The sequence below is a fragment of the Nostoc sp. genome, assembly GCF_036917755.1.
Lineage (GTDB): Bacteria > Cyanobacteriota > Cyanobacteriia > Cyanobacteriales > Nostocaceae > Nostoc.
This window is the reverse complement of sequence record NZ_JBALFC010000068.1, coordinates 160,844-185,458: the sequence shown is the minus strand read 5'-3', so window position 1 is coordinate 185,458 and position 24,615 is coordinate 160,844. Positions and strand designations below refer to the sequence as shown.

At 43.1% G+C, this 24,615-nt stretch carries 17 protein-coding genes and 1 pseudogene; 12 read left to right on the top strand and 6 right to left on the bottom strand.

What is annotated here, in order from left to right:
- Window positions 1-145: 145 nt before the first annotated feature.
- Both V7L05_RS16745 and V7L05_RS16740 read right to left on the bottom strand, forming a co-directional pair.
- Window positions 146-1,321: a sulfate ABC transporter substrate-binding protein gene (locus V7L05_RS16745; protein WP_335165585.1), complete on the bottom strand. Its 1,176-nt coding sequence runs from the start codon at window positions 1,319-1,321 to the stop codon at window positions 146-148.
- A 273-nt stretch (window positions 1,322-1,594) separates the two neighbouring features.
- On the bottom strand, window positions 1,595-2,443 hold the full coding sequence (locus V7L05_RS16740) for a M28 family peptidase (protein ID WP_335165583.1): 849 nt from the start codon (window positions 2,441-2,443) through the stop codon (window positions 1,595-1,597).
- Between the two features lie 317 nt (window positions 2,444-2,760).
- On the opposite strand from V7L05_RS16740, the gene dnaK reads away from it, so the two are divergent.
- The 5 genes from dnaK (at window position 2,761) to V7L05_RS16715 (ending at window position 13,771) form a co-directional block, all read left to right on the top strand.
- A complete protein-coding gene (gene dnaK / locus V7L05_RS16735; RefSeq protein ID WP_335165582.1) occupies window positions 2,761-4,845 on the top strand; it encodes a molecular chaperone DnaK in 2,085 nt (694 codons plus the stop codon).
- A 161-nt stretch (window positions 4,846-5,006) separates the two neighbouring features.
- Window positions 5,007-5,999 carry a J domain-containing protein gene (locus V7L05_RS16730; protein ID WP_335165580.1) on the top strand — a complete coding sequence of 331 codons (993 nt, stop codon included), beginning with the start codon at window positions 5,007-5,009 and terminating at the stop codon, window positions 5,997-5,999.
- Window positions 6,000-6,683: 684 nt separating this feature from the next.
- Window positions 6,684-8,534, top strand: a complete 1,851-nt coding sequence (gene treZ, locus V7L05_RS16725) for a malto-oligosyltrehalose trehalohydrolase (protein ID WP_335165578.1) — start codon at window positions 6,684-6,686, stop codon at window positions 8,532-8,534.
- Between the two features lie 509 nt (window positions 8,535-9,043).
- Window positions 9,044-11,842 (top strand): malto-oligosyltrehalose synthase, encoded by a 2,799-nt coding sequence (treY, locus tag V7L05_RS16720; protein WP_335165628.1) that lies wholly within the window; start codon window positions 9,044-9,046, stop codon window positions 11,840-11,842.
- 411 nt (window positions 11,843-12,253) lie between these two features.
- Complete coding sequence (locus V7L05_RS16715; protein WP_335165577.1) at window positions 12,254-13,771, top strand: trehalase family glycosidase; 1,518 nt, start codon at window positions 12,254-12,256, stop codon at window positions 13,769-13,771.
- Window positions 13,772-13,908: 137 nt separating this feature from the next.
- Here the strand turns inward: V7L05_RS16715 and V7L05_RS16710 are convergent, their stop codons facing one another.
- Window positions 13,909-14,232: an addiction module antidote protein gene (locus V7L05_RS16710; RefSeq protein WP_335165575.1), complete on the bottom strand. Its 324-nt coding sequence runs from the start codon at window positions 14,230-14,232 to the stop codon at window positions 13,909-13,911.
- A 144-nt stretch (window positions 14,233-14,376) separates the two neighbouring features.
- On the opposite strand from V7L05_RS16710, the gene V7L05_RS16705 reads away from it, so the two are divergent.
- Window positions 14,377-14,997, top strand: coding sequence for a Uma2 family endonuclease (locus V7L05_RS16705; protein ID WP_335165574.1), 621 nt, complete (start codon window positions 14,377-14,379; stop codon window positions 14,995-14,997).
- Window positions 14,998-15,040: 43 nt separating this feature from the next.
- Window positions 15,041-15,685: a DUF938 domain-containing protein gene (locus tag V7L05_RS16700; RefSeq protein ID WP_335165572.1), complete on the top strand. Its 645-nt coding sequence runs from the start codon at window positions 15,041-15,043 to the stop codon at window positions 15,683-15,685.
- A 336-nt stretch (window positions 15,686-16,021) separates the two neighbouring features.
- Here V7L05_RS16700 and V7L05_RS16695 read toward each other — a convergent pair whose 3' ends face one another.
- Window positions 16,022-16,174 (bottom strand): hypothetical protein, encoded by a 153-nt coding sequence (locus tag V7L05_RS16695; RefSeq protein WP_335165570.1) that lies wholly within the window; start codon window positions 16,172-16,174, stop codon window positions 16,022-16,024.
- Between the two features lie 453 nt (window positions 16,175-16,627).
- Here V7L05_RS16695 and V7L05_RS16690 point away from each other — a divergent pair, with 453 nt between their 5' ends.
- The 4 genes from V7L05_RS16690 to V7L05_RS16675 all read left to right on the top strand — a co-directional run bounded on the left by V7L05_RS16690 (window position 16,628) and on the right by V7L05_RS16675 (window position 21,233).
- Window positions 16,628-18,046, top strand: coding sequence for a nicotinate phosphoribosyltransferase (locus tag V7L05_RS16690; protein WP_335165569.1), 1,419 nt, complete (start codon window positions 16,628-16,630; stop codon window positions 18,044-18,046).
- A gap of 50 nt (window positions 18,047-18,096) precedes the next feature.
- Window positions 18,097-18,696 carry a nicotinate-nucleotide adenylyltransferase gene (locus V7L05_RS16685; protein WP_335165567.1) on the top strand — a complete coding sequence of 200 codons (600 nt, stop codon included), beginning with the start codon at window positions 18,097-18,099 and terminating at the stop codon, window positions 18,694-18,696.
- The gene (locus V7L05_RS16680) at window positions 18,657-19,403 is read left to right on the top strand and encodes an NUDIX hydrolase (protein ID WP_335165566.1); all 747 of its coding nucleotides are present in this window, start codon (window positions 18,657-18,659) and stop codon (window positions 19,401-19,403) included. The genes V7L05_RS16685 and V7L05_RS16680 overlap by 40 nt, the downstream gene beginning before the upstream one ends.
- 81 nt (window positions 19,404-19,484) lie before the next feature.
- A complete protein-coding gene (locus V7L05_RS16675) occupies window positions 19,485-21,233 on the top strand; it encodes an NAD+ synthase (protein ID WP_335165564.1) in 1,749 nt (582 codons plus the stop codon).
- Window positions 21,234-21,615: 382 nt separating this feature from the next.
- Here V7L05_RS16675 and V7L05_RS16670 read toward each other — a convergent pair whose 3' ends face one another.
- Both V7L05_RS16670 and V7L05_RS16665 read right to left on the bottom strand, forming a co-directional pair.
- Window positions 21,616-22,770: a PD-(D/E)XK nuclease family protein gene (locus V7L05_RS16670; RefSeq protein WP_335165563.1), complete on the bottom strand. Its 1,155-nt coding sequence runs from the start codon at window positions 22,768-22,770 to the stop codon at window positions 21,616-21,618.
- A 180-nt stretch (window positions 22,771-22,950) separates the two neighbouring features.
- Window positions 22,951-23,415 (bottom strand): annotated as a pseudogene (locus tag V7L05_RS16665) (CYTH domain-containing protein).
- A gap of 124 nt (window positions 23,416-23,539) precedes the next feature.
- On the opposite strand from V7L05_RS16665, the gene V7L05_RS16660 reads away from it, so the two are divergent.
- Entirely contained in the window at window positions 23,540-24,613 is a 1,074-nt protein-coding gene (locus V7L05_RS16660) for a WD40 repeat domain-containing protein (protein ID WP_335165561.1), read from the top strand.
- Window positions 24,614-24,615: the final 2 nt, after the last annotated feature.

Genomic DNA, 24,615 nt, shown 5'->3' with positions numbered 1-24,615 from the left:
TCTAAAGACGACTGAGAAAAGGTTATAGTCCGTTAAAACCGACTTTAGCTATGAGCCTCTGAACTTCAGTTCCGGGCGCTTTATTGACTCCTGACTCCTGAATTCTGACTCCTGACTCCTGAATTCTGTTTCGATAACAAAAATTCTAAGACTTTTTCGCTCGAATTTTGTCAAAGATTGCACCTTCATCAAAGAATTTCTTTTGAATTTCGTCCCATCCTCCTAAATCTTGAGCTTTGAAGATAGTTTTAATTTTGGGAAATTTGCCTTCCACTTCTTTTGTAACAGTCAGGTCAACGGGACGAAATCCTAATTTGGTAAACTCTCGTTGCGATTCTGGGGTGTAAAGAAATTTGATAAATGCTTCTGCAATCGGGCGAGTACCATGTTGATCAACATTTTTGTCTACAACAGCAACAGGATTATCGATAGAGATATTCACATCAGGCACAAGATATGAGAATTTTTTGCCATTTTTTGTTAACAAAATCATCTCGTTTTCGTAGTTGAGTAGAACATCACCTTTATTATCGTTGAAGAACAGTTCAGTGGCATTTCGAGCCGTTTTAGGCAACAAAGGTGCATTTTTATAGACTTTGGAGGTAAAGTCTATTGCTTGATTTTCATTTCCGCCAGTTTTTGTCACAGAACCCCAAAGACTAAGGAAGTTCCAGCGAGCACCGCCAGAGGTTCTAGGGTCAGGTGTAACCACATTTACGCCGTCTCGTGCCAAATCTGCCCAAGTTTTGATATTTTTGGGATTACCTTCACGAATAGCGATCGCATTTACAGATTTGGTAACAATTGCATCATTAGGGGCTTCTTTTTCCCAACCCGGTTGAATAAAACCCACCTCAACCAATTTATTAATGTCAATGGCAAGTGACAGGTGTACCACATCAGCTTCCTTACCGTCAATCACGGCAAAAGTCTGGGAACCTGACCCATCATAGCTTTGATTGAAAGTAACGTTTTGGTTATGTTCTTTCTTCCACAGTTCGATAAATTTGGGAATGATCTGCTGGTATGCTGCACTAGTAACCGAGTAAGAAACAAATGTTAGGGTTACATCACGCTGGGAAGCCCTGCCAGTATTACCAGTGTTATCGACATTAGGTGGAGAGCAGGCAGCCATCACTACACTCAAACTAACTCCGACCAAAAATAGAGACACAACGCCCCACGAAGAATACTTGTACAACCAATTTCGTATTAGTTGTACGCGCCACTGTCTTGCAGCGTGTAAAGCTTTAACAATATAAGTCTGAACTAATTCAGTCAAATATCTCCTTGATTTAGGTGTACGTTGCCCCTGGTTCATCAAATTTTCCCCTGAATCTGCGGTAACTTGAGCTAGATGCTGTAGTTAAGGGGCATTATAAAACAATGGTTAAGGATAAATAACTTTTTATTAACCTAAATTTAAACTCAAACCTGCCTGTAGAGGTTTTGACTAATCGGCAAATATATCATCAAGTTTCCTCCCACACCAAATTTTCGGGTGTAATTAACGCTACAACGGGCAATGTGGATTTTTGACCAGCGTCTCGTTGTGCATCTGCAATGTCTTACCAACGAACTAACCAAAAACTTTTCACAACCCCCGAATCGCAATTTCCAACCCTTCACATACACCGCTCAGAAAATCTAAATCTAAAGTAGCGATCGCATCACTAGCTTTGTGATAATGTGGATTTCGCAAGAATGCCGTATCTGTAACCATCATTGCCGGATAACCCAAATCCCAAAAAGGTGCATGATCACTACGTCTGGTTTCGGGAACTATTAAACCTCGATTCGGCACCGGTAGCCATTGACTAGATACGCCAGCTTTGCGAATATTACGGCTCATGCCAATTAAGTCAGGCAATGTCCGCAAATTGCCAATTAAAGCAATAAAATCACCTCTATCTGGGTAGAAGCGTTCCAGAGGAGAGGGGTAACTTTGGCAACCGGGTGTAGAATCCTTATAGCCCAGCATTTCTAAGGAGAGCATTAAACGTAGCTGTTGCTTTTGTTGATGCAACAGGGCTGCATAGGCAGCACTACCCAATAAGCCGTATTCTTCCATATCGAAAGCAACCAGTCTTAAGGGATATCTGACAGCTTGGGCAGCAAACTTTCTGGCTAATTCCAGCAACACCGCCACACCTGTGGCATTATCATCAGCCCCTGGTGTTCCCGGAACGGTATCATAATGAGCAGCAATTAAAATAGGTGGTAAATCCTTTTTTTGCCCTCTACCTTGGGATGGTAAATTTAATATCAAGTTATTACAAGCTTTGCCTCTGACTTCAAAGGTGTGGATTTCCACACTCCCCCATTGGGAAAATTGCTGGCGGATATATTCTTGGACAAAAAAATGTCCAGCCGTTGCCATGTAAGGATCGCGTTCTCGCGCGATCGCAATCAGGGAAGTTTGTAATTGCTCTGTTAAATTCAAATTTTTAAAATAGTCGTAATATTAAGGTTTTCAGCCAATCTAAAGAAGCAGAGCAAGTATTCTTAAGGTCTATTTACCAACTTGCAGATCCCGTAAACAGAAGTAGGCGGATAACAAGAATTGAGGCTGCTTAGGCACACCAACCATCTCAATGCTATCCTAGTCTTGCAACTATCTCCTCTAGCTGCACATCTTAGCTTACTGCCTGAATGATCACTACTATACCATTGGGGTGTTTTTATCCTGTGGCACAAAGCTAGAGGTAGTTCCGCCCAATCATAATAAATATATAAGACACTTTAGGAGAAGAGTAACGCATGGGCAAGGTAGTCGGCATCGACTTGGGTACAACCAACTCAGTAGTCGCCGTTATGGAGGGTGGCAAGCCGGTGGTGATTGCCAATGCAGAAGGAATGCGAACAACCCCCTCCGTAGTTGGCTTTAGCAAAGATGGTGAAAAGGTGGTTGGGCAAATGGCACGGCGACAAACCGTCCTCAATCCCCAAAATACCTTTTTCGCAGTGAAACGCTTCATTGGGCGGAAGTATGGCGAACTTAACCCAGATTCCAAGCGCGTACCCTACACCATCCGCAAAGACGAAGTAGGTAATATTAAAATCGCCTGTCCCCGTCTGAATAAAGATTTCGCTCCAGAAGAAATTTCGGCAATGGTGCTGAAAAAATTGGCAGACGATGCTAGTCGCTATTTGGGTGAACCAGTGACTGGGGCAGTGATTACAGTACCAGCTTATTTTAATGATTCTCAACGGCAGGCAACCCGCGATGCTGGCAGAATTGCTGGTTTAGAGGTGTTACGGATTCTCAATGAACCAACTGCTGCATCTTTGGCTTATGGACTAGATCGGGGTGACACGGAAACTATCTTAGTATTTGACTTGGGTGGTGGCACCTTTGACGTGTCGATTTTAGACGTTGGTGATGGGATATTTGAAGTCAAAGCTACCAGTGGAGATACGCAACTTGGTGGTAATGACTTTGACAAAAAAATTGTAGATTGGTTAGCAGATCAATTTCTGGAAACAGAAGAGGTAGACTTAAGACGCGATCGCCAAGCTTTGCAACGTCTGATGGAAGCTGCGGAAAAAGCCAAAATTGAGCTTTCTGCTGTCAGCGTCACCGATATTAACTTACCCTTTATCACCGCCACGGAAGATGGCCCCAAACATCTGGAAACTCGTTTAACTCGTTCGCAGTTTGAAGGCTTGTGTGGTGATTTGGTGGGGCGCTTGCGAACACCAGTGAAACGGGCGCTCAAAGATGCCGGACTTTCACCTAGAGACATTGAAGAAGTTGTATTAGTTGGCGGTTCTACACGGATGCCAATGGTGAAGCAGCTAGTACGCGACTTGATTGGCACAGAACCCAACGAAAACGTTAATCCCGATGAAGTCGTGGGAGTGGGTGCAGCAATTCAAGCAGGAATTCTCGCTGGCGAACTCAAAGATGTGCTGCTTTTGGATGTTACACCCCTTTCTTTGGGATTGGAAACCATCGGCGGCGTGATGAAAAAACTCATTCCTCGCAACACCACCATCCCAGTTCGCCGTTCTGATATTTTTTCCACGTCCGAAAATAACCAAAATACTGTGGAAATTCACGTAGTCCAGGGCGAACGGGAAATGGCAACAAACAACAAGTCTTTAGGACGGTTCAAGCTGTATGGCATCCCGCCAGCACCACGAGGAATTCCCCAAGTTCAGGTGTCACTTGATATTGATGCTAACGGTATTTTACAGGTAACAGCTCTCGATAGAACCACTGGACGAGAGCAGAGTATCACCATTCAGGGCGCTTCCACCTTGAACGAGTCAGAAGTGAATCGGATGATTCAGGACGCTCAAAAATACGCCGATGTCGATCGCGAACGTAAAGAAAGAGTCGAAAAGCGGACTCGTTCTGAGGCGTTGATTTTCCAAGCAGAACGCCAACTTAGAGAAGTAGCTTTAGAATTTGGGATGCAGTTTGCCCGCAGCCGCCGCCAAAGAATTGATAATATTTGCCGACAACTAAAAGAGAGTCTTAAGGAAAATAGCGATCGCGGTATCGATCAAGCCTACGCCGATTTGCAAGATGCTCTCTATGAGCTAAATCGGGAAGTCCGCGAGACTTATGCTGAGGATGAAGACGACGACTTATTTGGTACTATCCGGGACATCTTTACTGGCGGTGATAAAGATAAAGAACGCGAACCTATGCGAGAGACATATCGAGAACGCGACTCATACAACAGTAAGGACTATGGCAGAGATTACGGTAAAGATAATGACAGAGACTATAGCCGAGATAGTCGTTCTTCCTCCTATGAAAGCCGTCCACCACGCAAATCCCGTCCCACCTACCAAGATAACTGGGATGATGAAGAAGACAATGATTGGTTGTAGTACTTTTAATAAAAGTTAAAAGTTAGGAGACAGAAGTTAGAAGTTAAAAATTAAATCTTTCAACTCCTAACTCCTGTACCGACGCGATTAATCGCGTCTCTCCCAACTCCTAGCTCATAATTAATCCCAAATCTAAAATCTAAAATTTAAATAACTGAACTATGCAAAATTTGCCGAACTTTCGAGATTACTACGAGATTTTGGGAGTAAATAAAGAGGCTTCTAGTGAGGAAATTAAAAAGGTTTATCGGCGATTAGCAAGGCAATATCACCCCGATCTCAATCCGGGTAACAAAGAATCTGAGGAGAAATTTAAGGATATCGGTGAGGCTTATGAAGTCCTTTCAGATCCAGCCAAGCGATCGCAGTATGACCAGTTTAGCCGCTATTGGAAGCAAAAAGGCTTTGCGGGCAACAAACAAACGCCCAAGGCTAAAACTTGGCAGAGTAGTGCTAGCGATCGCAACACTAATCAGGAGGTAGATCCCAGTCAATTTTCCGACTTTGAAAGCTTTATTAATCAAGTTATCGGCGTCAAAAATAAAAGTGCGACAAATAACTCCAGTAATGGTACTAACGATCCGTTTCGTTCCCCCAGAACAAAAGTTGCCTATACCCCTAACAGCCCACCTCGCACCACCCGTCGGGATATAGAAGCCAGATTAACGCTCCCACTAGAAAAAGCTTATCAAGGTGGTAATGAACGCATTCGTTTAGAAGATGGGCGATCGCTAGAAGTTAATATGCCTCCAGGTATGGTAACAGGTCAAACTATCCGTTTGCGGAATCAAGGCGTTGGTGGTGGCGACCTCTACTTAAAAATTACCGTTGAGCCTCATCCATTATTTAAGCTAGAAGGTTTAAATATACTTTGCCAAGTTCCCGTTACTCCCAGCGAGGCAGTTTTAGGAGGACAGGTAGAAGCACCGACTTTGGATGGCCCAGTGAAAATGACAATTCCCACAGGAGTTAGGTCTGGTCAAAAATTCCGACTAGGAAATAAAGGCTACCCCAGCGATGACGGGAAACGTGGGGATCAATTAGTGGAAATTCAGATCGTTACCCCGAAAAATATTACTGAAGAAGAACGGGAACTTTACGAAAAGTTGCGTCAAATTGAAACCTTTAAACCCCGCGCTGATTTATTGAGTTAGGGATTAAATATAGCAGAATTCAGAATTCAGGCGTCAGAATTCAGAAGTAAAACAGGCTTTATATCATCTCTACACACTATGCAAAACATCGTAAGATCCCCCTAAATCCCCGATAAATTGGGGGACTTTGAGAATTTTTTGCCCCCCTTTTTAAGGGGGGTTGGGGGGATCAAAAGGCTGTGGGGCAACCTGACAAGACTTGTGTGTGTACACCGTAGCTTGACAAGGGGAGATTAAGGGGGGTAATTCAACTTGTGTGTACACCGGGCCTCGCCTGCGGGGTTTCCTCGTTCCCATACGGAGTATGGGAATGCATTCATTAAGTCTCCGACTCATGACTCAATATTTAACTGGAGGCAGAGCCTCTAATCAGCCATTCCCACGCAGAGCATGGGAACGAGGAACCCCAAAGAGCCAAAGCTGCGCTTTAGCTCCCCTCCCCGCAGGCGGGGAGGGGTTGGGGGTGGGGTTCTTTTTCTGAATTCTGTATTCTGACTTCTGAATTCTTCTTAATCATTAGACAGAATTTGTTCTGGTAAAAAATCCGCCTCCCGGTGCTAGCAAAAGTCTGGTAGACCAACCATTATGCTATCTGGCGCGTTTGTAAACATTGTGCAATCAATGACATTTACAGTCGTCATGCCACAATTCGGCACAACATAGAATCTGATGGGAGGATACTGCGTGAGAATTGGTGCTAACTACTTGGGTGACGGAGAATGTGAATTTACAGTTTGGTCGCCGCTATTAGATAGCGTCACCGTACAAATTTTAACGCCAGAACAGCAGTTAATTCCCCTCAAGCCTCAGTCTGAGGGATACTGGTACACTAAAGTCAATGATGTGTATCCAGGTGCGCTTTATCGGTATGTCTTGAATGGCCAAGACACTTTTCCTGATCCGGCATCGCAGTATCAACCGGAAGGGGTGCATGGTGCTTCTCAAATTGTCGATCATCATTTTGAGTGGACTGATGAAGCATGGGCGGGTATTCCTGTGGAGTCGATGATTTTCTACGAACTCCATGTTGGGACATTCACGCCTGAAGGAAGTTTCACCGCCATCATTCCCCGCCTAGCGGAACTCAGGGAACTGGGAATTAACGCCATTGAAATCATGCCGATCGCTCAGTTTCCGGGAGATACTCATATTGAGGCAACTCTTGCATACCGCAACTGGGGCTATGACGGCGTTTATCCCTTTGCTGTCCAAAATTCCTACGGTAGCCCAGCCGAACTCAAGCAACTGGTAAATGCTTGCCACCAACATAATATCGCCGTAGTGTTGGATGTGGTGTATAACCACTTTGGGCCAGAAGGCAACTACATGAGTCAGTTCGCGCCCTACTTTACTAAAACCTATAAAACGCCGTGGGGCGAAGCGCTGAATTTCGATGACGCCCATAGTCAGGGTGTGCGAAATTATTTTATCGAAAATGCGCTTTACTGGTTGGGTGAATTTCATATTGATGCATTGCGGCTGGATGCTATTCAAGCAATTTACGACTTGGGAGCCAAGCATTTTTTATGGGAATTGGCGGAAGCGGTTCATCATTTTTCACAACAAGGACAAAAATGGAAACGCCATTTAATCGCCGAAAGTGATTTAAATAATCCCCAAATCATTCGTCCAGCAGAATTGGGTGGATATGGTCTTGATGCTCAATGGAGTGATGATTTTCACCATGCATTGCATACACTCTTGACAGGCGATCGCCAAGGATATTATCAAGATTTTGGGAAATGTGCTGATCTGGCGAAAGCTTATAGTGATACTTTTGTCTACGATTGGAAATACTCGCCCGATCGCAAACGTTTTCATGGCATATCTTGCCGCGATCGCTCTTTATCACAGTTTACAGTCTGCATCCAGAATCACGATCAAATCGGCAATCAAATGAAAGGAGAACGCCTCACCCAGCGCATCTCTTTTGAAGGATTAAAGTTAGCTGCTGGCGCTGTGTTGCTGTCGCCCTACTTACCCCTGTTGTTTATGGGAGAAGAATACGGCGAAACAGCACCCTTCATTTACTTTGTCAGTCACTCCGATCCCGATTTAATTCAAGCAGTTCGAGCCGGACGCAAACAAGAATTTGAAGCATTTCACTATGCAGACGATCCCCCAGATCCCGAATCAGCAGAAACTTTCCTCAGTTCTAAACTCAATTGGGAATTACGCAATAATGGTAAGCACAAAGTTCTCTGGGATTGGTATCGCCAGTTAATTAATTTACGCAAGACGCATCCAGCACTTTTAAATCAAGACCGCAATTTCATCGAAGGGACTAGCGATGAACACAAGGAAGTGGTCATCGTGCGTCGTTGGTGCGAATCGAGTGAACTAATTTTTGTGATGAATTTCAATTCGTCTCCAGTCACAGTAACTTTGCCGTTTGAGCAAAATGCTAATAAATTGTTGGACTCAGCAGATACCTCATGGTCTGGGACTGGTTCTGAAGCCGCAGAATATCTGTCTGCGGGGCAAGAACTGAGAGTAAAAGCTACCAGTTTGGTGCTATATGAAGGGGGAAGGTGAATAATTTGTAATTCGTAATTCGTAATTCGTAATTAGAATAAGACCGTCTTTGTGCTAGTTGAATTTGGGAGAGCAACTTCTTCAGCCGAAGGCAAGATGGGGTACTTCACTCTCGAAGGCTCAACGTTCAAGCTTAAAGGCTTAATGTTCAAGCTTAAAGGCTTAATGTTCAAGCTTAAAGGCTTAATGTTCAAGCTTAAAGCCTCAATGTTCAAGCTTAAAGGCTTAATGTTCAAGCTTAAAGGCTTAATGTTCAAGCTTAAAGCCTCAACGGACTTTCTCTCGTTCCCATGCAGAGCATGGGAATGACTGATTAGAGGCTCCGCCTCCAGTCAGATATTGAGTCAGAGACTCAACGAATGCATTCCCATGCAGAGCATGGGAACGAGGACACGAGGACGAGGAAACTTTTAAGCTCAAAACTTCAAACTCCCTCATCTCCCCCATCCCCCTCATCTCCCTCATCTCCCTCATCCCCCTCATCCCCCTCATCCCCCTCACTAAAAACTATGCGAATTCCCACCGCAACTTATCGAATTCAGTTTACACCTCAGTTTGGCTTTGATAACGCTAAAGCGATCGCAGCTTATCTAGCAGATTTAGGTATTTCCGATTTATATGCCTCCCCCATTTTCAAGGCACGATCCGGGAGTACGCACGGCTACGATATAGTAGATGCCACTCAACTAAACCCAGAATTAGGAACTAATGAATCCTTTGATGCCTTAGTTGGCGAAGTTCAATCCCTTGGTATGGGCTGGTTACAAGATATTGTGCCCAACCACATGGCTTATACCAGCGAAAACCTTTACTTAATGGACGTATTGGAACACGGCCCAGATTCCAGTTATACCGACTACTTCGACCTTTCTTGGAATGCTCCCTTTGGCGATCGCCAAGAGCGAATTCTAGCGCCGCTACTGGGAGACTTCTACGGTGTATCCTTGGAAAACGGACACATTCAACTACAATATGAAGAAAACGGTTTAACTGTAAACTATTACAGCTTAAAACTCCCACTGCGGTTAGAGTCTTACACAAAATTTATCACTCATAATCTAGGTAAACTCACGCGCACACTGGGACGCAATCACCCCGATTTTATTAAGCTCTTGGGAATTCTGTATATTCTCAAAAGTGTGCCTTCAGAGGTGGCGGGAAAACAGCGACAAGACCAAATCGCATTTATTAAAGGATTGGTTTGGGAAATCTACACCACAAATGATCATATCCGTGAGTTCATTGACGAAAATCTGGAAACTTTCAACGGAGAAGCGGGTAATTCAGAAAGCTTTAACCTCTTAGATGACTTACTGAATGACCAATTTTACCGTCTCGCCTTCTGGAAAGTTGGGGCGGAGGAAATGAACTACCGCCGTTTCTTTACTGTCAATGAACTGATTTCCGTTAAAGTTGAAGAACTGCGGGTTTTTAATAATACCCACAGCCTCATTCAAAAGCTAGTTGAGGAGGGCAAATTTACAGGTTTACGCATTGACCATATTGATGGACTTTATAACCCAATCCAGTATCTTGAAAGGCTGCGGGAAAAGACAGGTGATGTTTATATCACTGTGGAAAAGATTTTGGAACTCACCGAAGAATTACCGGAAGATTGGGGAATTGAAGGTACATCGGGATATGACTTTCTCAACTATGTAAATGGCGTATTTTGTCAATCAGAAAATCAATCACAATTCGATAAAATCTACTATAACTTTATCGGTTCACGAGTAGATTATTCAACCATTGTCAAGGAGAAAAAGCACCTAATATTAGAAAAGAATTTAGCCGGTGATATTGACAATCTGGCTGTTTTGTTAAAGAATGTTTCTAGCAAATATCGCTATGCTAATGATTTTACACTGAATGGATTAAAAAGAGCGATCGCGGAAGTTTTGACATTGTTCCCGATTTACCGCACCTATATTACGCCAGATGGAATTGGGGATAGCGATCGCGCTACCATTCAAAAAGTAATTTACCAAGCCAAAGAACAAGCGCCCCTGTTGCAGCACGAATTGACCTTTATTGAAAAGTTAATGCTGCTAGAGTTTGATAATTCTCTGACTCAAACAGAACGCGAGCAGTGGATATATTTTGTCTTACGAATGCAGCAATATAGCGGCCCGCTAATGGCGAAAGGCGTAGAAGACACCACATTATATGTTTACAATCGGTTGCTGTCGCTGAATGAAGTGGGGGGTAATCCCGGTCATTTTGGGATTTCAGCAACCAAATTTCATGCCTTTAACCAACAGCACCAGACAACCTGGCCTCACACAATGAACACTACAGCTACCCACGACACCAAACGCGGCGAAGATGTGCGGGCTAGGTTGAATGTCCTCTCAGAAATCCCCGAAGAGTGGGAACAGCAGGTAAATACTTGGAGCGCCATTAATCGAGGATACCGCAGCGATCGCCACGGATTCGCAATACCCGATCGCAACGATGAGTATTTTCTCTATCAAACCTTGGTGGGGGCGTTTCCCTTTGGGGAAGATGAAGATACGTCCTTTGTGGAACGGGTGAAAGACTATATAATTAAGGCAATTCGAGAAGCAAAAGTGCATACAGCATGGTTGCGACCTGATAGCGAGTACGAAGAGGCTTGTACCTCCTTTATCGAGAAAGTACTTGATCCTGCCATCTCCAGCGAATTTCTAGAAGTTTTTCGCCCCTTTCAACAGCGAATTGCAGCCTATGGTATATTCAATTCCCTTTCCCAAACTCTCCTGAAGATTACCGCTCCCGGCGTACCCGACTTTTACCAGGGAACAGAACTTTGGGAACTAAGTTTAGTTGATCCAGACAATCGCCGTCCCGTAGATTTTGAACAGAGACGTACTTACTTAAGCGCCATCCGCGAGCAAGTAAAAATAGACATTCTCCGACTAATTCAAGAATTATTAAACCACAAAACAGACGGCAGAATTAAACTATTTTTAACGGCTCAATTACTCCAAGCCAGAACAAACTACGTCTCATTATTCCAGGACGGCGACTATTTACCGTTAGAAGTTCAGGGAACCCACGCCAATCACATTATTGCCTTTGCGCGGCGGGAGGGGAATCAAACAGCGATAGCGATCGCGCCTCGTTTTCTAACCAGCCTCATCCAGCCTGAAGACAACCCCTTGGGCGAGTCAGTTTGGCAAGATACGCACCTGCAATTACCCCCTGGAACTTCCCGCACCTGGAAAAACGTCATCACTCAACAACCCTTACAGGCTACAGAAACATTATCGATCGCAGCCGCCCTCGCCCATTTTCCAGTAGCCCTATTAATTAGTACTGCTGATTGAATGGGGAGTGGGGAGTGGGGAGTGGTGAGTGGGGAAACTAAGTCGCTTAACATCGGGGAGCGAGTCTCGTAAGCGGGTTTCCCGACTTGAGAGAACTGGCATCGGGGTTTCAACCTACCTTGGAAAATAGGGATTTTTTCGCTTAACATTGGGCGAGGCTTAAAACCAAGTTTTCTATCTCTAGTTTTCTCTTCTGTTCCCTACTCCGTACTTCCAATACGGTTTGGTTAAGATCCCCCCGCCGGCGGCGACCCCCTTCAAAAGGGGGTAAAAGATATAAGCCCCCCTTTTTAAGGGGGTTGGGGGGATCTCCTGGGCAAAATATCACTAACCGAACCGTATTGCCCCTACTCCCGCCCCAAAGGGTTGTAAAAACTCTGCGTTCCTTTGCGTTAAAAAATAATTGAAAAAATGATCACTCCACCAACACCTACCCCCGCAGAAATTGATGCCGTGCGATCGCACATCAAAAAAACGTGGAAAACCTTAACGCGATCGCACGAACATTTGTTGCAATCTGCCAAGGATACCAAGCTAGACCATAAAACAGACACTCCTTGGATTGTCTACATTTCCCCCTTAGAAGATTGTCCCAACATTCAGAGTGTGTTGGAGCGATCGCTATCTCTCAAGGATATGCAAAGAATTGAAATTCGCACTTTGCCACCTGAAGTCGAAGCTATTAAAGAGCATGGGTTACTATACCTACCAGGGCCTTATGTCGTACCAGGTGGGCGCTTTAATGAAATGTATGGCTGGGACAGCTACTTTATATTACTGGGACTTTTGCACGATGGGGAATTAGAGCTAGCGCAAAGCCAAGTAGACCAACTGCTGTACCAGGTGCAGAATTACGGCATCATCCTCAATGCCAACCGGACTTATATGCTGTCGCGATCGCAGCCTCCTGTCCTCAGTATGATGGTTTTGGCATTATTCCAGCACACCCAGGATGAAGAGTGGTTAAGGTCAACCGTACCTCTGCTAGAGCAATTTTACTATTACTGGGTAGTACCGCCTCACCTGAATTCTGCAACAGGCTTATCTAGATTCTATGCTCTTGGGGAAGGCCCCGCGCCAGAAGTTTTGTTCTCCGAGCGGGATGAGGAGGGAAAAAGCCACTACGATCGCGTCAAGGAGTACTATAAAACTTTTGAAGTTGAGGATTATGACGTTAGTCTTTATTACAACCAGGAAACTGACCAACTGACGAATCTATTTTATAAGGGCGATCGCACCATGCGCGAGTCTGGTTTTGATATCACCAACCGATTTGGCCCTTTCAGTGCTGATATCCTGCACTACGCTCCTGTGTGCCTGAACAGTTTGCTGTATCAGGTAGAACAAGACATGGCGCAAATTAACGATATTCTGGGGAACGAACAACTGGAACAAAAATGGAGCAATCGCGCAGATATCCGCCGCGATCGCATCGATCTGCGTCTCTGGGATGATCAACAGGGACTTTATCTGGACTATCACTTCCAGAGTGGAAAACGCCGGGGTTACGAATTTGCTACCACGTTCTATCCCCTGTGGCTGGGAATTGCTTCTCCAACCCAAGCCCGGCGCGTTGTGGAAAATCTCTCTTTATTTGAAGCCCCAGGAGGAATCCTTACCAGTACTCGTGTCACCGGAAACCAGTGGGATGCCCCCTTTGGCTGGGCACCACTGACGTTAATTGCCGTCCAGGGACTTCACCGCTATGGGTATCATACAGAGGGCGATCGTATTGCCAACAAATTCCTGGCTATGGTAATTAAAGAATTCGGGCGTCACAACACCATAGTTGAGAAATATGATGTTGAACGCTGTTCTGCGAACGTTTCTGACGATATCAGTTTTGGATATAGTTCTAACGAAATTGGTTTCGGCTGGACAAATGGAGTTATTTTGGAACTTTTAGCAGCCCGTGGGAAAAAAGTTTAAACAAAAAGGCGTGAGTTTTTTCCTCACGCCTTTAAGCCACCCCCAAAGAAAGGAGAACCTACCATGAGTATCTCGCCCAATCGACATTCTTGGCGGGAAGGGAGTAATCTCATCTTATTCCTACCGAGTTGTCCGTGTTAATTCCCTGGCGATGGCTGAATCGGTTGTACACTCAGGCGATAGCCGAGATTGTGCAGGATAAGGCTAATGGTTCGCAGTTCAGGGTTGCCTTCTGGCGACAAGACCCGATAAAGATTTGGGCGATTTAAACCCGTTGTTTCCGCAAGGTGGGTTATACCCGACCGTGCTTGGGCCACGTTCCGCAGCGCTTCTAGAAAAAATGCCAGATCACCATCCTGTTCGTACTCTTCAAGGGCGACATCCAGGTAGGCTTTTGCTATTTCCGGGTTTCGCAGCTGCTCAATTACCACCTCTTCATGGTTTCTCAGTTTCTTGCTCATCTTCTCCTGATAAGCCTGCCAATATGCTTTCGCCTTTTCTATGTCCCTGTCCTGGCTGTCCTTTTCGCCACCACACAGGAGAATTACAAAATGCATCTTAAAAGCGACAAAGCCTCAATAAATCTATCATGAGGAATAATCACAATGGTTCAATCAGCCCCAAAAGTTCTCGCCGTTGATGAATTTATTAGCCAGTACGGTGAGTGCGATCGCTATGAACTAATTGATGGTGAATTAATTGAGATGGAACCAACCGGGTCACACGAACAAGTATCGGCATTTATTGGGCGAAAAATGAATGTAGAAATCGATCGTCAGGATCTACGCTACTTTATCCCCCATCGCTGTCTAATCAAACTATTAGGAACAGAAACAGCTTTTCGTCCCGATGCGATCGTGTTAGACCAAACTCAATTAATTAATGAACCATTATGGCAAAAACAACCCCTAATTACATCAGGAAACTCAATTAAACTGATTGCTGAAATTGTTAGCATAAACTGGCAGAACGATTACGCCCGCAAAGCTGAAGATTACGCCCTGTTAGGAGTTCCTGAATATTGGATTGTTGATTATCTGGGCATTGGTGGCAGAGAATATATTGGCAAACCCAAACAGCCAACGGTGACAATTTGTAGGCTAATAGAGGATGAGTATGAAAAACAGTTATATCAAAACAACGATCAACTTATTTCCTCAATCTTTCCCAACTTGCAACTAACGGCACAACAAATCTTTATGGCTGGCCGATCTGTCATTGAGTGAAATGATATAAGATGCGGTCAGATTTTATAATATAACGATACGGATGACACCACAAGACGCACGACAATACGCACCAGCAACCCAGCGCAATAGCGAACCAATTATAGAAGTACTTTTACAAGTGTTGCCAAAGAGTGGCACAATATTGGAAATAGCAAGTGGTACTGGCGAACATGCAGTATTTTTTGCCCCCAAACTGAGTCCTCGTTCGTGGTTGCCAACAGATGCAAATCCACAATTACGAGCCAGCATTACTGCATGGGCTGAACACTTTGGCTATTCTAATCTTTATCCACCGCTTGAGCTTGATGTCAGAGAACCAGTTTGGGTAGTGGAGAATCATGTATTTGATTGGCTTAATCGGGAGCCAATTGTGGCGATCGTCAACATCAATATGATTCACATTTCACCGTGGTCAGCCTGTCTAGGACTAATGGCAGGGGCAGGTCGAATTTTACCCGCAGGAGGCATCCTCTATTTATATGGGCCTTTTAAACAAGGTGGAGAACATACAGCAGCGAGTAATGCAGCTTTTGACGAATCTTTACGCGCCCAAAATCCAGAGTGGGGTGTACGTAACTTGGATGATGTTGTCGCAGTAGCTAGCGCCCAAAATCTTACCTTCAAACAGACTTACCAAATGCCAGCAAATAATCTTTCAGTAGTGTTTGAACGATATAATTCGTAAAATTCATATTTTTAATTGCAAATGAACAACGAGATCCCCGACTCCTTGAAGAAGTCGGGGATCTGAGCCTCTCGGTGGAAAGTAAATCAAATAGGATTGCTATATTAAGTAAGTGGACAAGAATAAATCAAACTATGTTACACAATTTGAATTTAATTAAATTCACTCGTTTTAAACGGCTCTAGCCGCTTACTATAAACCTTTAATTATTCACGCCCACTTACTTAAGACTCCAGTTTGATTCATGAGAACTTTTCCAGAGAAAAGCCTTACTGGACAAACATTTCAGTCTCAGTATGCTTATAATTATTCAACTTGTATCCCTATATTCAGCACCTACGAATTATCATCTTTACGCCTATCATAAGGCTCACCTTTAAAAGGTTGTACGCCAATATTAGGATAAGAATCATCATTAGGCCCAAAAATCCGCATTGCAGCTTCAGAAATATACTTGGTTATGTTCGCAATGATTTTGGAAATAGCCATAGTATTAGACTCCTTATTTTCGAGTCGCTTTAATTTGTGATACCTACTACTCTAATCCTGATATTCTTGACTGGCTCTAATTCTCAATATATTGAGATTATACGCAATGTTTATTCAGATAACTTCGCAATTCTTTAGTTTGTCAAAAAGCCAAACTTTTCTCACTTATTCTAATCGTAACATAGTTATTTATCCAACCCCAGCCTGGCAAAGAGGCTGGTAAACCAACTTTCTCTGACAGGATATTGTTTGCTTTCTTAGCCGACTTGTAAAATTAACATTATTGCTAGCTATTACTATTAAAACATATTAAGTATTTTATGAAGTTAGGATTAATTTACCTGTAAATCTACGGTTTTGCAGCAATCTCTGAAATATATTCGCCGGGAGTTGACATTATTTATGGTAAATATTACCATAAGTAGCAGAAGCATCTTGTAAGGAAGCTCTTGGATGACAACTTTTTTGCCAGATTTGGACTATGTACATAAACAGCAAAGCCAGCAGAACCAGGAACTAAACCTGTCTGCGGATGACTACAGCTTGCTGACCGACCTTTACCAGTTGACGATGGCAGCTTGTTACACAGGTGAAGGTATAGAAGAACGACGGGCAAGCTTTGAATTGTCTGTCAGGCGATTGCCAGAGGGTTTTGGTTATTTAATTGCAATGGGGCTGACGCAGGCATTGGAATATTTAGCCAAATTCCGCTTTAATGCTTCGCAAATTGCGGCATTACAGGCAACGGGAATTTTTGCTCACGCAAGCGATCGCTTTTGGTCATTATTAGCTGAGGGAAAGTTTACGGGTGATGTTTGGGCAGTACCAGAAGGGACAGCCGTCTTTGCCAATCAACCACTCTTGCGGGTGGAAGCACCTCTTTGGCAAGCGCAACTAGTGGAAACTTACCTGCTGAATACGATTAATTACCAGACTTTGATTGCCACAAAAGCAGCACGATTGCGGGATGTAGCGGGGGAGAGAGCAACACTTTTAGAATTTGGGACACGACGAGCATTTAGTCCCCAGGCTGCTTTGTGGGCAGCGCGGGCGGCGTTGGCAGGTGGGTTAGATGCCACTTCCAATGTGTTAGCAGCGCTACAACTGGGAGAAAAGCCAAGTGGTACGATGGCACACGCCCTGGTGATGGCGTTGTCAGCAATAGAAGGCACTGAAGAACAAGCTTTTAGTGCATTTCATCGATATTTTCCGGGTGCGCCATTGTTGATTGATACTTACGATACCGTTGCTGCTGCCCAGCGCTTGGCCGAAAAAGTCAATTCTGGGGAAATGCAATTGTCAGGAGTGCGATTGGACTCAGGAGATTTAGTTACCTTATCAAAACAGGTGCGATCGCTCCTTCCCGGTGTGCCAATTTTTGCTAGTGGCGACTTGGACGAGTGGGAAATTGCCAGATTAAAAGCTGCTGGGGCCGAGATTGATGGTTATGGGCTGGGAACGCGACTAGTTACAGGTTCGCCGGTAAATGGAGTTTATAAACTTGTAGACATTGATGGCATTCCAGTGATGAAACAGTCGAGTGGTAAGGTTACTTATCCAGGGCGCAAGCAGATTTTTCGCTCGTTTACGGGAGGTAAAGTAAAAGCAGACAGGTTGGGACTTTTAGGTGAAATTCCTCTGGAAGAAGAACCTTTGTTGCAGTTGGTAGTGCAAGAAGGTAAACGAGTGCAGCCGTTGGAGTCGTTGGCAACAATTCGTCAGCGTACCGCCGCCTCAGTTGCCAGTTTGCCAGAACAGACACGGCGTTTGGATCATCCTGTGGGGATACAAGTGGAAGTTTCTGCTGCACTGCAAGAGTTGACGGAGAAGACTAAGAAACGAACCGCAGAGGCGCAGAGAACACAGAGGTAAAAGTACTCTTTCAGTCTGTCTTAATTACGAATTACGAATTACGAATTACTATGAGAATTGCTTTGTTTGGTACTAGTGCCGATCCACCAACTGCTGGACATCAGGCGATTCTGAGTTGGTTATCTGAGCGTTATGATTGGATAGCGGTTTGGGCAGCAGATAATCCATTTAAGTCCCATCAAACACCCTTAGAGCATCGAGCGGCAATGCTGCAACTGTTGATTGCGGATATAGACGCGCCACGGCATAATATTGCTTTGGAACAAGAATTGAGTAGCTTTAGAACACTGGAAACAGTGGAAAAAGCGAAGCTAACTTGGGGTGAGGACGCGGAATTGACGTTGATCGTTGGTTCAGATTTACTGAGTCAGTTACCACGTTGGTATCACGTTGAAGATTTGTTACAGGAAGTGCAACTACTGATCGTGCCGCGACCGGGATATGCAATAGATGAGTCTAGTTCAGAGGTAGTGCAAAAGCTGGGAGGGAAAATTGCGATCGCCTCTTTTACTGGTCTAGATGTTTCCTCAACAGCATACCGCGAACATGGAGATTCTGAAGCCCTCACAGCCCCTGTAGTTGCCTATATTAATCGAGAGCATTTGTACAAATGCCAGGACATTCCCAAAAAAAGATACCAACTCCGCTAAACCAACAACCTTTGGCCGATTTCAAGGTTGGTGTTGATAATGTAATTTTTTCTGTAGATACTGTACAAAATCGGCTGTTAGTTCTATTAATAATGCGACAGCAAGAACCATTTTTAAATCATTGGAGTCTTCCTGGTACTTTGGTGCGTCCAGGTGAGTCTTTAGAGGATGCTGCTTATCGCATTATGGCAGAGAAAATTAAGGTCAACAATCTCTATTTAGAACAGCTATATACATTTGGCGGGCCAAATCGCGATCCACGGGAAGCAACCGATAGTTATGGTGTGCGTTATCTATCAGTTAGTTACTTTGCCCTAGTGCGATTTGAGGAAGCCGAATTGATTGCCGATCGCATGACTGGTATAGCTTGGTATCCAGTAAAACAAGTTCCGCAATTAGCTTTTGATCATAATGAAATTCTGGCCTATGGACACAGGCGATTACGAAATAAATTAGAGTATAGTCCGGTGGCTTTTGAAGTCTTACCAGAAATGTTCACCTTAAATGATTTATATCAGTTATACGCCACAGTTTTAGGTGACAACTTTTCCGATTATTCTAATTTTCGGGCACGTCTACTCAAGTTAGGTTTTTTATGCGATACCAGAATTAAGGTATCACGGGGTGCTGGTCGTCCAGCTAGTTTGTATAAGTTTGACGCCGAAGCTTTTGCTCCCTTAAAAGATAAACCTTTGGTGTTTATTTAAGTAATTGTTACCCAAAGTCCAGTGTAACTTATTTTGAGCATTTACCAATGACCAATGACCAATGACTAATGACTAAATACAATGAAAATTGCGATCGCTCAAATTAATTCGACAGTTGGTGATTTGCTTTTAAATGCCCAAAAAATCCTGGAGGCGGCACAACGAGCAGCATCTAGCGGTGCGCGTTTATTGTTGACACCAGAACTTTCTCTGTGTGGCTATCCACCAAGAGATTTATTACTAAATCCCAGTTTTGTGGAAGCAATGGGCATCACTTTACAAAACTTAGCGCGGGATTTGCCACCAAATTTAGCTGTGTTGGTAGGAACTGTTGAACAGAATCTCAAAGCGTCTATTAGTGGCGGTAAAACTTTATTTAACAGTATAGCTTTGTTAGAGAATGGCAAGGTCAAGCAACTTTTTCACAAGCGACTTTTGCCTACTTACGATGTATTCGATGAACGTCGCTATTTTGAACCAGGATTGCAGGCTAATTATTTCACTCTAGATAATATCCATATTGGCGTAACTATTTGCGAAGATTTATGGAATGATGAGGAATTTTGGGGCAAACGTAGTTATGCAGTGAATCCGATTGCTGACTTAGCAATTCTGGGTGTAGATTTGGTTGTAAATTTGTCTGCTTCCCCCTACACGGTCGGCAAACAGCAGTTTCGAGAAAAAATACTCAGACATAGTGCAGTCCGTTTTCAACAACCGATTATTTACGCTAATCAGGTTGGCGGAAATGATGACCTAATTTTTGATGGACGTAGTTTTGCTTTGAATCGTCAAGGTGAAATTATGTGTCGCGCCCGTGGTTTTGATACCGATTTAGTGGTGGTCGAATTTGACGAAGCGCAACGAGATTTACAGTTAGGTTCTGTAGCACCTGTGGATGAATCGGAAGATGAAGAAATTTGGCAAGCTTTGGTTTTAGGAGTGCGAGATTATGCTCGTAAGTGTGGCTTTTCTAAGGTAGTGTTGGGTTTAAGTGGCGGGATTGACTCGGCAATAGTAGCTGCGATCGCAGCTGCTGCACTTGGTAAAGAAAATGTCCTCGGTGTTCTCATGCCTTCCCCTTATAGTTCTGAGCATTCTATTAGTGATGCTATGGCATTAGCCGAAAATTTGGGGATTAAGACTAATCTTTTACCAATTGGCGAGTTAATGCAAGGCTTTGATCAAACTTTAGGTGATTTGTTTGCAGGTACAGAGTTTGGAATAGCAGAGGAGAATATACAATCTCGGATTCGGGGTAATTTATTAATGGCGATCGCTAACAAATTTGGCTATCTGCTTTTATCTACCGGTAACAAGTCAGAAATGGCAGTTGGTTACTGTACCCTCTACGGCGATATGAATGGCGGATTAGCGGTAATTGCAGATGTTCCTAAAACCTGTGTTTATTCACTTTGCCACTGGTTAAATCGCAATAATGAAATCATCCCGCAAAACGTCTTGACTAAACCACCTAGCGCCGAACTCAAACCCGGTCAAATTGATCAAGATTCTCTACCGCCCTACGAAATTTTGGACGATATTTTGCAACGCCTGATTCACAACCACCAATCAGCAGCGCAAATTGTTACAGCCGGTCACGATCCAATGATTGTAAACCGAGTAATCCAAATGGTAGCGCGGGCTGAATTTAAACGGCGACAAGCACCCCCAGGCTTGAAAATCACCGATCGCGCCTTTGGAACTGGTTGGCGAATGCCAATTGCTAGTAACTGGGTTGGTGTCAAAAACGCTTACCAGACTCAAACCATAGCTACACCTACCTTAGTCTGTTGGGATGGACAAAATGCCCATCCGCAAATCAAGTAATTAGTGATGCTAACCACAGTTGAATTAGTTGGGGATTTATACACCAACTAATTCAATTACGAATTATTTAAAATTTGGAATATACCATTTTGGTAAAAATCAGCAGCGAATATACTGAGATTGTTGGTCAATTGATGATGCGTTAAATCCCCATCCCTAAAACCTCGGTGATAGCGTTGCTTTCCCGCCCTGCAATAAATTGCGGGCTAATAGCTAAAGTGCGTTAAAACGCACTGAAATTAAAGAAATTAAAATGTTTTAGACTCTCTACCACCTGAGATTATTTTTCACTTCTCAACACTTATTTACGAATTAAATATGCACCAAATAGCCGTGCGATCGCAGTTCCCCACAACGAAAGCACTCTATATCTCAAAACAACTCATTTAACAGGAAAAATACTATTTTTGGCAATAGGATGAAAGCGGTTTGTTAAAGCTTCTAACTCACCACCAGCAAGCAGCAATTCAATAACTTCACGGCCATGTAAAATAAATCTGTCAACTTGCTCTTCAAACGTTATAGTACCTCGGAAGACCTCAGCTAATGGTTTTCTTAAATGAAGAGGATGGTAAAAATTTGGTTGCGCTACGTTAAATCTGTGATCGTGAAAATCCCATGTCCTTGAATTCTCTTTTAATCTTGAGCGCAATTTAGTATATTCATCAGAATGAAGAAAATCTTCTTCAATGAACTTCCATTCCTTCATATAAAAACCTAAAATTAAACAAAAATCTGGGCCGAGATGTAAATTTGAAGGTTGCACTTTAAAATGGGAGCCATTTAGAAGAGTACCAACGAATATACTCAGAGAGGAAACATCTAAAGTTTCTAAGCCTAATCGCCCACACCCAGATTCATATTTCGCTATAGGTACATCTTTGTTAAATCCAATTCTTTCTAATACCCAACGCCAATCTACTTCAGCAGCACGTAAGGTTATGTTCTTCAGGTTAGGCTGTAGTGATTGAGCAGGTAAATAAGAAACTATACTTTCATAAGAAACTGGTGCTGCTGGGCCTAAATTTTCCTCAGCAAGCATATCTATAAAATCACGAACCAGACTATCATCTGATTTTGTTTCTAACCAATGCTTCAAAAATTTATATATATCACTCCAAGTCAGAGCTAAGTCAGGATTTTGTTCATGTTGTCGAGTTAATCCAGTAATAAGAATTAATTTATATCCTTGTGACCACTTTAAGTTTGTTTTTACATAGTTACGATATCTATCTAGTTGCCCTGGACTAAGATTTGACCATACCTTGTGTTCAAATATCAAGGCAAATTGTCCCCAATCTGCCAACATATCTATTTGTCCACCAGGGAAGGTGTATTGTGTTTTCCACTCTGGTAGTTTATGAGTTAAAGGAAGAGGTTCTGGTAATTTTAAACTGAGATAATCTACAAATTCACGAGCAAGCATCTCTTTATTTCTCAGCAACCAAGCAAAACCTTCAGTCAGAAAATTCTCAATTGGATCAAGCTCTTGGCTTTTGGGATATTTACGTAGTGCGCTAAACAAGCTATCTGACAAGCCTATATTCTCCATAGTTTTTAAAGCCTTCAACATAGCATATAGACAAAGGTATTGTCCTTATGCGATCGCGCTACGCTCAACAATTTTGATTGCCTTGATTAGTGGGACTTAGACAAAAAACAGCGATAAAATGACCTCAAATGGATATACAGAGAGACTTTGACAATATTTCAGCCATTACCATTGTGAAAAAGGGTGTTTTACTAAATTGCTATTGAAATATCTGGAGTCATCAGAAACTTCTTCTCCAATCCAGGTTGGTAGTTCAATTTGTTGGTTTTCATCACTGAGTTAAACTTCTGCTAATATTAGTCCTTTATTAACACCATCAAACTCATCTATTTCCCAAATCAAACCGCCCGATTCTATTTTATATCTGATTTTTTCTATAAAGGGACGTTCACACAATGTCTCAAGTATTTCTTGAGCATCTTCAACCGGAATCGGATACTCAAACTCTAATCTCGAATATTTGATATTGGGGCCTTTAATGGTCAAATAACTTTTTTCCCCGACTATACGTATACGTACAGTCGCTTTGTCTTGTGTGGCAATGTATCCTTGACGATATACACTACCTTCAGCTAATCCTCTCCACGTATCTCCTCTGACTAAATATTTCCGCTCTATTTCTTTCGCCATTATATTTATTTGCTTTTGTCTAATAATTTATACTGTCAAGTGACTGTAGTCTATCAGATGAGGTGCGATCGCGTACCCGCCCGATTAAATGGGAACCCTATTAATAATTGCGTTCCTCACCGCCATGAAATTATTGAATTTCCTCAAATCCAAACCAGTGATTACAGCCTTAGCGATCGCACTAACCATCACTGTCATTAATGTACATTCTTCCAGTTCAAATCCTCCCATTGGTAGGAGTACAATTACTCAGGCACAATCACATATTCAACTTGTTCACACACTGACGGCGCATAAAAAAGTAACTTTTGGTGTTCCAGCAGTTGTGATTAGCCCAGATGGGCAAACCCTGATTAGTGGAGGTAGAGATGATACAATTAAAATCTGGAATCTACGTAATGGAAAATTGCTGCATAGTTTAGATGCTCACTCAGATGGTGTTACTTCAATTGCGATTAGTCCAGATGGCAAGCGGATTGTAAGTGGTGGGATAACCACCCCAACAATGAAGGTTTGGGATTTACGCACTCAATTAATGCTTAGGCTTAACCTCGAAAGTGGACATACCCAGCCAGTAGAAACCGTTGCTATTAGTTCAGATGGTAGATTGATTGCTAGTGGCAGTGATGATCATACAATCAAGCTTTGGGATTTACACAAACTTAAGTTGCTTGATACCATTATTGCAACTTCAGAATTTGTGAGTAAGGTTGCATTTAGCCCTGATATGCAAACCCTTGTGAGTGCTGGGGGTGGCGATGACAATACAATTAGGCTGATTTCACTGCAAACTAAAAAAACACGCCATATTCTTAAAGGACACAAAACCGCAGTTAATGCTATTGCCATTACTCCAGATAGCAAAAAGCTCGTCACTGGCAGTTTTGGTCAGCTAGTTTCTGGAAATCGGGCAATTAGCACCCTGAAGTTATGGAATCTCCAAACTGGAAAACTGCTGCATGAGTTTACTGACAATTTTAGTTCAATTGATTCTCTTGTCATCAGCCCCGATGGAAAAATTCTGATCTGCGGCAATTTTGATGGCACTATTAAACTGTGGAGCTTAGAGACTTTAAAACTGTTGGATACCTTTCAAGATGGTTCCAGTTCTGTTTTAGGGCTTGCACTTAGCCCAGATGGTAAAACTCTTGCTAGTAGCAATGAGGATAGCATTATACATATTTGGAAAATTAACTAACT